This is a genomic window from Bacillus sp. S14(2024), assembly GCF_050473785.1.
Taxonomy (GTDB): Bacteria; Bacillota; Bacilli; order Bacillales; family Bacillaceae_G; genus Bacillus_A; species Bacillus_A yunxiaonensis.
The window spans coordinates 4,086,994-4,099,046 of record NZ_JBFLUP010000006.1; the positions used below are offsets into that span (position 1 = coordinate 4,086,994).

At 36.0% G+C, this 12,053-nt stretch carries 11 protein-coding genes and 2 pseudogenes; 7 read left to right on the forward strand and 6 right to left on the reverse strand.

The features are described from left to right. Positions 1-4: 4 nt before the first annotated feature. The 4 genes from qoxC to AB1279_RS20760 all read left to right on the forward strand — a co-directional run bounded on the left by qoxC (position 5) and on the right by AB1279_RS20760 (position 2,334). On the forward strand, positions 5-607 hold the full coding sequence (gene qoxC, locus AB1279_RS20745; protein ID WP_336483964.1) for a cytochrome aa3 quinol oxidase subunit III: 603 nt from the start codon (positions 5-7) through the stop codon (positions 605-607). 2 nt (positions 608-609) lie between these two features. Continuing rightward, entirely contained in the window at positions 610-909 is a 300-nt protein-coding gene (gene qoxD / locus AB1279_RS20750) for a cytochrome aa3 quinol oxidase subunit IV (protein ID WP_429752192.1), read from the forward strand. Between the two features lie 397 nt (positions 910-1,306). After that, the gene (locus AB1279_RS20755; protein ID WP_429752194.1) at positions 1,307-1,531 is read left to right on the forward strand and encodes a DUF4022 family protein; all 225 of its coding nucleotides are present in this window, start codon (positions 1,307-1,309) and stop codon (positions 1,529-1,531) included. A gap of 365 nt (positions 1,532-1,896) precedes the next feature. Beyond that, on the forward strand, positions 1,897-2,334 hold the full coding sequence (locus tag AB1279_RS20760) for a GNAT family N-acetyltransferase (RefSeq protein WP_429760739.1): 438 nt from the start codon (positions 1,897-1,899) through the stop codon (positions 2,332-2,334). 61 nt (positions 2,335-2,395) lie between these two features. Here AB1279_RS20760 and AB1279_RS20765 read toward each other — a convergent pair whose 3' ends face one another. After that, positions 2,396-3,688 carry an NCS2 family permease gene (locus AB1279_RS20765; RefSeq protein WP_336483968.1) on the reverse strand — a complete coding sequence of 431 codons (1,293 nt, stop codon included), beginning with the start codon at positions 3,686-3,688 and terminating at the stop codon, positions 2,396-2,398. A 314-nt stretch (positions 3,689-4,002) separates the two neighbouring features. Here AB1279_RS20765 and AB1279_RS20770 point away from each other — a divergent pair, with 314 nt between their 5' ends. The 3 genes from AB1279_RS20770 to AB1279_RS20780 all read left to right on the forward strand — a co-directional run bounded on the left by AB1279_RS20770 (position 4,003) and on the right by AB1279_RS20780 (position 8,766). Continuing rightward, positions 4,003-5,400, forward strand: coding sequence for an amino acid permease (locus tag AB1279_RS20770; protein ID WP_429760741.1), 1,398 nt, complete (start codon positions 4,003-4,005; stop codon positions 5,398-5,400). A 236-nt stretch (positions 5,401-5,636) separates the two neighbouring features. After that, positions 5,637-7,193, forward strand: a complete 1,557-nt coding sequence (locus AB1279_RS20775; RefSeq protein ID WP_429760743.1) for a DNA-binding protein — start codon at positions 5,637-5,639, stop codon at positions 7,191-7,193. Positions 7,194-7,380: 187 nt separating this feature from the next. Further along, the gene (locus tag AB1279_RS20780) at positions 7,381-8,766 is read left to right on the forward strand and encodes a peptide MFS transporter (protein ID WP_429760745.1); all 1,386 of its coding nucleotides are present in this window, start codon (positions 7,381-7,383) and stop codon (positions 8,764-8,766) included. A gap of 180 nt (positions 8,767-8,946) precedes the next feature. Here AB1279_RS20780 and AB1279_RS20785 read toward each other — a convergent pair whose 3' ends face one another. From AB1279_RS20785 to AB1279_RS20805, 5 genes and pseudogenes are all read right to left on the reverse strand, one after another. Continuing rightward, positions 8,947-9,582 carry a class A sortase gene (locus tag AB1279_RS20785; RefSeq protein WP_429760746.1) on the reverse strand — a complete coding sequence of 212 codons (636 nt, stop codon included), beginning with the start codon at positions 9,580-9,582 and terminating at the stop codon, positions 8,947-8,949. 104 nt (positions 9,583-9,686) lie between these two features. Continuing rightward, positions 9,687-10,160, reverse strand: coding sequence for a DUF2178 domain-containing protein (locus tag AB1279_RS20790; RefSeq protein WP_429760747.1), 474 nt, complete (start codon positions 10,158-10,160; stop codon positions 9,687-9,689). Then, the gene (locus AB1279_RS20795; RefSeq protein ID WP_429752205.1) at positions 10,153-10,371 is read right to left on the reverse strand and encodes a helix-turn-helix transcriptional regulator; all 219 of its coding nucleotides are present in this window, start codon (positions 10,369-10,371) and stop codon (positions 10,153-10,155) included. Before AB1279_RS20795 ends, AB1279_RS20790 begins: the two co-directional genes overlap by 8 nt. A 96-nt stretch (positions 10,372-10,467) precedes the next feature. Further along, positions 10,468-10,785: pseudogene (locus AB1279_RS20800) on the reverse strand (3D domain-containing protein); the annotation flags it as partial. 83 nt (positions 10,786-10,868) lie between these two features. Next, a pseudogene (locus tag AB1279_RS20805) lies at positions 10,869-11,670 on the reverse strand (coiled-coil domain-containing protein); the annotation flags it as partial. Positions 11,671-12,053 lie beyond the last annotated feature (383 nt).

A 12,053-nucleotide genomic window follows, 5' to 3' on the forward strand; every position in this document is an offset into this window, starting at 1 on the left:
CGAAATGGCGGCTTTAGATAAAAGCTTACCTCTAGAATATCAATCTGAACAAAGCAGATTGAATATTTTAGGGTTCTGGATTTTCCTTGGGGCTGAAATCGTGCTGTTCGCAACACTTTTCGCCTCTTACCTAGTATTAGCTGGTCGTTCGGCAGATGGGCCGACAGCAGCACAAATTTTTGAATTAAAGCCTGTTATGATTGAAACACTTTTACTTTTAACAAGTAGTTTCACATGCGGGATTGCAATTCATGAAATGCGTAAAGAAAACAAAAATGCTATGCTCGTTTGGTTTATCCTTACATTACTATTAGGTGCAGGCTTCCTTTACATGGAAATTGAAGAATTCATGATGTACGTAAGCCACGGTGCTACACTTCAAACAAGTGGTTTCTTATCAGCATTCTTCGTTCTACTTGGAACGCACGGTGCCCACGTAACGGGTGGTATCATCTGGGCAACTTGTGTTATTATCCAAATTTTAAAACGAGGACTAACACCAGTTACAGCACGTAAAGTATTTATTATCAGCTTGTACTGGCATTTCCTTGACGTTGTTTGGATCTTCATTTACACACTAGTTTACTTGAACGGGATGGTGGCGTAATAATGGGACAAAACAATACACACGCTCATAGCGGGTTTCCTTGGTCACACGTTTTCGGATTTATTTTATCACTTGCATTAACGTTCCTTGCTGTATACGTAGCGTTATATACAAGTTTGCCACTTTCAACAATCTTAACAAGCATTATTGCAATGGCATTGGCACAAGCAGCATTACAATTAATTATGTTTATGCACTTAAAAGAAGGAGAAGGCATAACACAAACAATAGCAATACTATTCAGCTTCTTCATCGCTATAGTAACTGTTGTTGGTACGGTTTGGATTTTCTTCTCTATGTAATTTTCAAAAGTCTGTTGGGACAATGTCTCAGCAGGCTTTTTTATATAAAGTAAAACTTCCACCTATTTTCTTCGCTTCTCTCTGAGTCTTGAATAGCGGGATATTAAATACTTATATATAATGGTTAGCACTGCGTCTTCTGCTCCCCTTAGGTAATTTAATATTTCATCTATAGCATGCAGATACTCCCTTTTTAGCAGGTTCAAAAGGAGTAGATTAGAGTAAGTAATAGGCAGTAACTTCCCTCCCCCACTAATGACAGTTTCACTTTATTCTTTCTAGAAAGAAATTAATTTATAAAACCTTAATTGCATAGAAAATCCATAATATTCCTTAAGTTCTATTTTTATGTATGGTAAAATATTACTATCATATATAACTAAGGAAGTGTCAAGACATGTCAATATCAACTTTAGCTCTTTTATTACTCGGAGAAGTACTTGTCGCAATTATTCTGATTGGGCTCAGCATTGAAATTTGGAGCTATGGGTGGAAAAAAACAAACGGAGTAAAGTATTCTTGCATTTTACTTTCTCTTATTATTGGAACTAGCAGTGTATTGGGACTTTGTATAGCACCAGCTTATTTTTTTATACAACTTACAGATAAGGTTAAATTTTAACCATATGGCTATTAATTATTCGTCGAATCAATTGAAGTATATGAGCAGATTTCATCCCTATCCCCTTCGTTAATCCCTTATAAATTGAAACTTCCATCAGTGAGGTTTTCTTCATCCCCCACCTATGTTCTTAAGAAAAGCGGAAGCGGCTCGCTCAGAATCGCAGGACGCCCGCGCACCCGACAGAGAGGCGCTTTTTGCCTCGTCCGAGGGGGCGAAACGACCGGAGATTCTAGCCGCTAGAGCTGGACAATGATTCTCTCCTAGCCTTGAGGTGGGGTTCTTACTGCCCGCGAATAGCGAGATAAAAACTAGAAATAAGGACTGTTCCTGTCCGTTAATACTATAAGAAGAGAGGTATGTGTATGATAGAAATAAAACGAATTGATTGTTCTCAGACATATGCACTTCGACACGAAATTTTACGGCCTAATCAAAGTTTAGAAGACTGTAGATATACTTCTGATAATGAAGAAAATACCTTTCACCTTGGAGCATTTATGGACGATAAGCTTATTAGCATTGCTTCCTTTTCTTATGAAATTCATCCCTCTTTAGGAGAAGGCATTCATTATCGTTTACGAGGAATGGCCACAGAACAAAATTTCCGCAAACAACATGCTGGGAGTACATTAATTCACAGTGCTGAAGCAATATTAGCAGAGCGCCATGCACAGCTTCTATGGTGTAACGCCAGAATCACTGTTGCAAATTATTATACACGATTAGGATTTCAAGAATATGGTGAAATATTCGATATTCCTCCAATCGGATTACACAAATTAATGTACAAAATATTATGATCTTACTTTATTGTATGCAAAAAAGAGCGTCTCCTTTTGAGAAGCTCTTTTTTATAATGAATTATAAAAACAAATGACAACCAAATAATATAGCAAAGAAATAAAGAAACGGATGTACTTCCTTCCCTTTTCCTTTTACAATTTTTAAAATCGGATAAATTAAGAAGCCAAGTGCTATACCGTTCGCGATACTTGATGTGAGTGGAATACCAACAAAGATAAAGAATGCTGGAAGTGCATCTTCAAAGTCATTCCAATTTACTTCCCGAATATTTTGCGCCATAAGGCTGCCAACAATAATAAGAGAAGGTGCTGTAATTGCCGCTACACTTGATAATGATGCGATTACAGGGCTCAAAAAAGCTGTAATGATTGTTAATCCAATAACGACAATACTTGTTAATCCTGTCTTTCCTCCTGCTGCAATACCAGCAGAAGATTCAATTGTAGCTGCTGTTGGACTTGTTCCAAACATTGCCCCTACTGTTCCTCCAATTGCATCTGCAATAAACGCTTTTCCAAAACGTCCTTCCGCATTATCCGTATTTAAACCCGCCTGCTTAATTAACCCAAGCAATGCTCCTGTTGTATCAAATAACAATACAAGCAAAAATGAAAAAACAATACCATATAATCCATAGTGAATTACATCCGTCACAGCGTGAATCGGATTAAATGTAATCATTCCTTCTGGTAAATGCGGAACTGCTACAAGTTTATCGCTAAACTTCAATTGTCCTGTAAAAAAGGCAATGACTCCCGTTACAATCATACTAATAAATAGTGCACCATTTACGTTTAATACCATTAATATTGCAGCTAACACTAAACCAATTAACGTTAGCACAACAGAGGGAGAATGAAAATTTCCAATGGTAACTAAGTTTGTAGGATGATCTACGATAATACCAGATAACCGAAGCCCTATAAACGCAATGAACAAACCAATTCCTGCTGCAATCGCATGCTTTAAACTATCAGGAATAGACTCAATTAATTTTTGACGAAACGATGTAAATGAAAGTAAAAGAAAAATAATACCTGTCAAAAATACCGCTGAAAATGCAATAACATATGTAATGCCTTCTGCTTGTTGAACAACAGAGTAAGCAAAGTAAGCATTCATTCCCATTGCTGGTGCAATGACGATTGGATAATTTGCTAAAAATGCCATACATAATGTTCCAACAATTGTTGCAATAATTGTTGCCGTAAAAGCTTGATCGAACGGTACTCCTGCATCAGATAAAATCTTCGGATTGATGACAAGAATGTACGCAAATGTGAAAAACGTCGTAATTCCCGCTAAAATCTCCTGCTTTACAGAAGTATTGTATTTCTTTAATTGAAACATACTAGCTATCCTTCCTATTTAATAAAATTATGATTATAACTACCTTTTCAAATTAACTTCTTCTAACAGCAATAAAATAAAGACTTTATTGTGCAAAAAAATATAATACTTAATCTTATCAATTACTAAAAAGGAGCGTCAATACACTTACTAATAGTTCGAATTTTAAAATTAAGTTTAACACTCTATAGATATAGTACAGAAAACATTGTCTTTTTTTGTAGCATAACAGGGATAAATGTTTTATAATTTTAAATAGTTAGATACTTCGAAAGCGAATACAATATTTTTTCTTATAATAAAGGAGGTTTACTATGAAGCACACAGACAAAGCAGACACTTTAAACCGTGGATTAAAACAACGACATATTACACTTATGTCTCTTGGATCTGCTATTGGAGTTGGGTTATTTTTAGGATCCGCTTCTGCTATTAAACTAGCAGGACCATCCATTTTATTTGGTTATATCATTGCAGGCCTTGCTATCTTTTTCATTATGCGTGCGCTTGGAGAAATGGCAATTGAACAACCTGTTGCCGGTTCTTTCAGTAAATATGCGCATGACTATTTAGGTCCATTAGCAGGTTATATAACAGGCTGGAATTATTGGTTTTTATGGGTTGTTACTTGTATGGCGGAAATTACAGCTGCAGGTATTTATATGGAATATTGGTTCCCTGACATTCCACGTTGGATTTGGGCTTTAATTGCTCTCGTATTAATGAGTGCATTAAACTTTTTATCTGTTAAAGTGTATGGAGAACTTGAATTTTGGTTTGCTCTAGTTAAAATTGTCACAATTATCTGTATGATTGTAATTGGTACTGGTATTATTCTATTTGGTTTTGGAAACGGCGGCGTAGCGACTGGAATTTCAAATCTTTGGTCTCACGGTGGTTGGTTCCCGAATGGTTTCTCTGGTCTTCTTCTTTCTCTACAAATGGTACTATTTGCCTACTTAGGAGTGGAGTTAATCGGTGTAACAGCTGGAGAAGCAGAAAATCCGAAAAAAACATTATCTAAAGCAATCGATAACGTATTTTGGCGCATTTTAATTTTCTATGTAGGGGCTCTATTCGTCATGATGGCAATTTACCCATGGAATGAGATTGGCGAAAAAGGAAGTCCATTTGTACTAACGTTTGAACAAATCGGCATTGCGAAAGCAGCAGGAATTATTAACTTTGTTGTATTAACAGCTGCCCTGTCTTCTTGTAATGGCGGTCTCTTTAGTACAGGCCGTATGCTATTTACATTAGCACAGCAAAAACAAGCACCAGAAAAGTTTGGTCATTTAAATAAAAACGGCATTCCAAGTAAAGGAATTTTAGCAACAGCTTTCGTATTATTAATAGGTGTTGTTTTAAACTACCTTGTTCCTGGGAAAGTATTTACGTGGCTAACTAGTATTTCAACATTCGGAGCAATTTGGACTTGGGGCGTCATTTTAGTTGCGCAGCTACGCTTCCGTAAAGGCTTATCACAGGAAGCACAAAATAAATTAACGTACAAATTGCCACTGTATCCACTTAGCTCTTATATTACACTCGCTTTCCTTGTTTTAGTATTAGGAGTTATGGCATATTCTACTGATACACGTATCGCATTAATCGTTGGACCGATTTGGATTATCGCTTTAGTTGCTGTCTATTATATGAAAGGATTTCATGTAATAGGTAAAACTCAAAAATCTTCTTCAAGAATCGGGTAAAGCTACTCCCTTCCTCATATTAGGAAGGGAGTTTTTCTATGAATCTAAAAAATATTTCTCAATAAAATTCACCCTAAATTTACGAAATTTTTATAATTTTCATCTTTTTTATCCTTCTAAAATTAGCTAGAGTAATAATTAACTAGAGTAATAAGAAGAAACTTCCATCAGTTGGGCCCGACTGATTTTTAGTGCAGAAACAAACAACTCATTTTATTATGATTAGGAGGATTATTATGAAGAAAAACAAATGGCTGAACCTTACATTAGCAACAGGAATTACTTTAAGTATGGCTACCATATTTAGTACAAAAACTTTTGCTGAAAGTGCTGTGGATCCAGCTCCAGAGATTTCTGCAAAAATTGTCAATGAAAATGCTGGAAAAAAAGTACTATTTGATAATACGCACGGGCAAACAGCAGGAACAGCTGATTGGGTTATTGATGGAGGATTTTCTGATTTTGGAAACGGTATTGCAAACAAAGGCTTTTTTGTAAAAGAACTTCGTAAATCAACATCTATTACGTATGATGACTTAAAAGATTACAATATGTTTATCATTCCAGAAGCAAATATTCCCTACAAAAAATCAGAACAAGATGCCATGCTACAATATGTAAAAAATGGGGGTAGTATCTTTTTTATTGCCGATCATTATAATGCTGACCGTAATAAAAACCGCTGGGATTCCTCAGAGGTTTTCAACGGATATCGCCGCGGAGCCTGGGATAATCCGGCTAAAGGGATGTCTATAGAAGAAGCATCTTCACAAGCTATGCAAGGTGTAGAAAGCTCTGACTGGCTTGCAAACAACTTTGGCGTACGCTTTCGATATAATGCAATTGGTGACGTTTCTACAAATAAAACGGAGACGCCAGATCAATCATTCGGAATTACTACAGGTGTTTCATCCATTGCCATGCACGCTGGGTCCACACTTGCAATTGTAAACCCTAATTTAGCAAAAGGAATCGTCTACTTACCAGAAGGTTTACCAAAGTGGAACAATGCCGTTGATAGCGGTGTGTATAATGGCGGCGGCATCGCTGAAGGCCCTTATGTCGCTATTGCAAAGGTTGGATTAGGAAAAGCTGCTTTTATCGGTGACTCTTCACCAGTTGAAGATGCAACGCCAAAATATGTTCGTGAAGATACTGGTCTGTCAAAAACAACATACGATGGGTATAAAGAAGAAAATGACGCTGCTTTATTAACCAATGTCATAAATTGGCTTTCTGTACAAGAAACATATACAAGTTTAGACCAAGTAGCCGGATTACAGCTAGACAAGCCAACACCATTACAAGCATTTGAAGAACCAAGTGCATCAACTGAGCCGCAGCCAGAACCTTGGAGCGCTCCTAATGCAGGATACCAATGGTTTAATACCAGTACATTTAAGCCGGGTTCATACGGCTATAATGGAAATATCTCAACGAGTGACTATAGCTTTATCCATCCTAGTATCCTTCCAAACAGCGGTATATTTCAGGTTAAAGTACAAGTGAATCATTTATTACCAAACGCTACCTATAATAATTATTCTTTAGGTATTTATACAAGTGGCGGTATGCAAGTCGCAAAAATTCAAAACGAAAATGGCACTTGGCCTTCTTCCTATGGTTATAGCAATTCCTTTTCTCTTACTACTAATAACCTAGGTTCTGCTGAAAAAATATTTAATGTACAAATTGCACCTAATACAGTAGGTCAAGCTACTTTACGCCTTCGTCAAAATACAACTGCAAAAGTAAGTGAAACTGTTGTAATTGGAGCACCTGCCCTTCAATAAAAGCAGCCCCCTTTTCTTATGAAAAGGGGGTCTCTTTATACATGAACACTTTTTCTTGATTTTTATTTTTCATTATTAATTTCTTCCAAAAAATCAGCCTTTATTGACTTTTAATAGTTAATAAGGTAAACTATTAAATATTAAAAACTATTAACTTTGTTTTTGTTTATGCAAGGAGGAACTATATATGGAAACTGCGATGCATATTGATGAAAAACAGCAGCAAAAAAAGAAACATCCTCCAGGTTTATACTTACTCTTCTTCACAGAAATGTGGGAAAGATTTAGTTATTACGGATTACGAGGGTTATTAACATTATATTTAACAACAGCCTTAATAAACGGTGGTCTTGGGTTTAGTAAAAGCTGGGCACTTACGATTTACGGTTTTTATACAGGAGCTTGTTATTTTACCCCAATGATTGGTGGATTCTTAACAGATCGTTATCTTGGCAAACGATTAGCTATTACACTTGGCGGTATAACAATTGCACTTGGTAACCTTACGTTATTTGCTCTGCAAAGCCAATTAGGATTATACCTCGGATTAGCGCTCATTATTATGGGGAACGGTTTCTTTAAACCAAATATTTCTACTCTTGTCGGAGGGTTATATGCAGAAAATGACTCGCGCCGTGATGGTGCCTTTACGATTTTCTATATGGGAATTAACGTTGGTTCATTCCTTGCTCCACTCGTTTGCGGATATTTATCAGAAGATTTGTTTAAAACTGCTGCAGATGGTGTTATTCATTATGGGTTCCGATATGGATTTTTAGCTGCGTCCATCGGGATGATTGTCGGACAAATTTTATTCACAACATTATCCAATCGTTTTCTTGGTGACATTGGTAAAAAACCGACAGCAGCTTTACAAACAGGAACAGGCAATAAAACAGCTGGAAATACACCATTAACAAAAAAAGAAAAACAGAATACAGCGGTTATTATCATTATAACGTGTTTCGTTGTCTTCTTCTGGGCTGGATTTGAACAGGCTGGTAGTTCTTTAACTTTATATACAAATAGCTTTGTAGATCGTACTGTATTCGGTTGGGAAATTCCAACATCTTGGTTTCAGTCTGTAAACCCACTATTTATTATTTTATTAGCACCAATTGTTTCAGCACTTTGGACAAAGCTCGCTTCTACAAAACGCGGTGATTTGAAAATTCCAACAAAAATGGGTCTCGGTATGATTTTACTTGGAATTGGTTATATGGTTCTTCTTGTCGCTACATTAAAAACAGGAAGTAATGAGCAAAACATTACAGAAAAAGCAAATCTGCTCTTTATTGTCTTTACTTACTTATTCCATACGTTAGGTGAATTGTTCTTATCTCCAGTTGGACTATCAATGGTAAGTGCACTCGCTCCTGTTAAACTCGCATCTTTATTAATGGGTGTTTGGTTCGCAAGTACAGGTGTAGCTAATATTTTAGGCGGACAGTTAGCAAATCTCACAACTTCATTAGGTTATTCAGAAATATTTGCTGTTATTGGAGCTGCCGCTATTTTCTTAGGTTGTATATTGCTATTGCTTTCAAAAAAATTAGTAAAAATGATGGACTAAAGTGAAACTTCCATCAGTGGGGGTCCTCTTCATCCCCCACTGATGGAAAGCTCTCACCAATCGGGCTTTTACGGGCAGTCCCCCTACCTGGCTTTTTCGCTTCTCTCGATCTTGAGATGGGGGGTTACTGCCCGCGAATAGCCGGATAAAAAAGATGAGGGGACAACCCCTCATCTTTTTTTAACTATTTACTTTCTTCACATGCATTAAGTCTCCAGACACTACATATCGCTTTGAATTATCAAGCACAGATGCACACGTAATAAGCGTCACTTCATCTTTTCCATGATCTTCAACAACTTCCCACTTATCCGGCGTTACTTCTGTCACGCGTTGTACCTCATACTCGTATTCATTTTCGTTATCATATAAATATACTTTATCGTTCTTTTTTAATTTCGAAATATCACTAAATAATACACCTTTTTTTGACATATTATGTCCTGCTAATGCGTAATTCCCTTTTCCTATCTCTTGTTTCTCTTTTACCGTTGCTGCACCTGATAATAAATTTTTCTCTGTCGAAGAATTTAGAATTGGCAACTCTAATCCAATGGTTGGAATAGCCATGCGCCCGATAACTTGCTTCTTATCTAATGAAGCATTTGCCACATCCGCTAAACCCGGTTGTTTTATTTTAGAAGCATCAACAAATTTTGTTTCTTGCTTTTCATACTTCATTCTCTTAATATTCTGTAGGTTTTCTCCTTGTATTTTTTCAGCTTTATAACCGTCATAAAAAGGTTTTGCAATTAAAATACCACCTACGACAAATAATAAAAGTGCTAATATACTATAAATCCTTTTTTTATTCATACCCCAATTCCTTTCCTTCACAAAGTTCCTCTTATATAAAATGATAAAGTAAGAATGCTAGATATACAAGCAACATACGTAAGATATGGGAAAGGGCACATCTTTTACACAACCTTATTACGATATAAAGAAATATGAAATACTGTTATTTGAATTAATAAAATGACAAATAATACATATAGCGGATATTCTGGAATCTTTCGATTGAATAGTGGATAGACAGTTAACGAGACAGCCGCGAAAGGTATAATAAACCATAATGAAAGAAGTGTAGTGCGACACGCTTTTGCAGTCAATATTTCTTCTCTCTCATCTTCACTTGGAAATAACAACGGAAATGTCCAAAATGATAATTTCTTATATTTCTTTTTTTGTACCTTGTAACCAATGAATACCCCTACCGCTACAATCAACATCAATGTAATTGGCGTTATATTCATCGTAACAGTCCACGTTTGCTCTTCAGTACGGATGATGTTTGCAAGATCCATAATGATATGAAAATACTCAACAAATGCCCAACTCGTTATAACAAGAATAAATATATTTATTACATAAGAAAGACCAATTCTATTCATTTTCTTCTTCCTCCTTTTGTAATACAAATACTTCTTCCATCTGTAAACTAAACACATCACAAATCATGAGCGCTAATAATAATGATGGTACATAATCCCCTTTTTCAATAGCAGCGATGGTTTGCCTCGTTACACCTACTTTTTCAGCCAATACGCTTTGTGTGAAATTAAAACGGGCTCGTAACTCCTTTACCCGATTACAAATGGACAATTTTACCACCCCTTACCATTATTGTATGCTAAACTTTACAAAATGTAAACTCAACTTAACATTTAATATAAAAAAAACCTACTAAAAGTAGGTTTTTTAATAAATGATAACACGAACTTGCTTTCTTCCCCAAGCGTTAGAGGATCCTTTATCTGGCATGAATACATCAATTCTATATCCTTGAATATCTTTACCAGTATCAGCAGCAATCGCATCTCCATATCCCTGAACCCATACGTGTGAGCCCAATGGAATAACTTTTGGATCAACAGCAATTAATTTCATATTTGGATTTGCCGTTAAATCATAGTGTCCCCAAGCAGAATATACATGTTCGCCTTGCGAATTCCCATTTTCGCTTGGATCATTTGTATAAGCCGTAGCCTCTACATAAATCTCATTGCCTCCGCCTTTAGCTGGTTTGTCTGAAGCTGGTTGGCTTTGGCTTTGGCTTTGGCTTTGGCTTTGGCTTTGGCTTTGGCTTTGGCCTGCTTTTGATGTTTCTTGAGCTTTTGCACGCTCTGCCGCAGCAGCAGCCGCTGCTTGCTCACGAGCAATTGCATCTTGTACGCTCTTCATATTGGCCTCAAGTTGTGCTTTTTCTTGCGCAGCAAGCGTAAGTTGACTTGAAATTTCATTATATTTTGTTTGCACAGCCTGCAAGTTTTCTTGGCGTTTCTTTAAATTCTCTTGTAACTCATTCTGTGCCTTTGCTAATTTTTGTTTATCTACTTCTAAAGATTTTTCTTTTTCATCAATCACTTTTTTATCAGCTTCGATTTGACGAAGATCTTGTTCTTGTAAACGAAGAATCTCTTTATCTGCATCCATAATTGTAGAAACCGCATTCATACGTTCTAAGAGATCTGCAATATTTTTTGAGTTTACAATTACCTCTACTACTAAACTCACATTTGAACTATTTTGAACAGAGACCATACGCTTTTTCATAATATCTTTACGCATAAGTACTTTATTTTCTAAAGCAATAATCTCTTTCTTTTTTTGTTCAATTTGTTTATTTGTTTCATCAATTTTATGTTGAATTTGGTCTTGCTCTGTTTTATTTTTAGAAATTGTATCATTTAAATCTTTTAATTCTTTTTGAATACCTTCAATTTCTTTTACTACAGCTTGTTGTTCTTGCTCTTTTTGCTGAATAGTATTGTTATTTTGCTGCAATTGCTGCTGCATGTTGTTTAGTTTATCGTCGTTTGACTCAGCTTTTACAGCAACTGTACTAGAAAAACAAATGAATCCAGCTAATACAACGCTACTGATACGCTTAAAATAGTTCATAATCCGACTCCCTTCTTCTACAGTTATACATGATTTGTTTTACAGTTTGTTTACAAAATCATTAAATACAGTTTATTTTTCATGACGAAAAATAACGAATACTGAAAAAATTGTAATAAATACCTTTGATATTTTTAAAATTTTATATGTATATATTTAAAAATAATGCTACAATTTCAATATAAAGTGAAACTTTCATCAGTGGGTTTGTTTGTCATCTCTAATGATGGAAAGTCCTCACCAATCGGGCTCTTACGGGCCGTTGTTATCTCTCACCTAGCTTCTGTAGAAAAACGGAAGCGGCTCGCCCAGAATCGCAGGACGTTGAAGTTCAAGGCGGAGAGGCGTTTTTTGCCTCGTCCGAGGGGGCGAAACGACCGGAG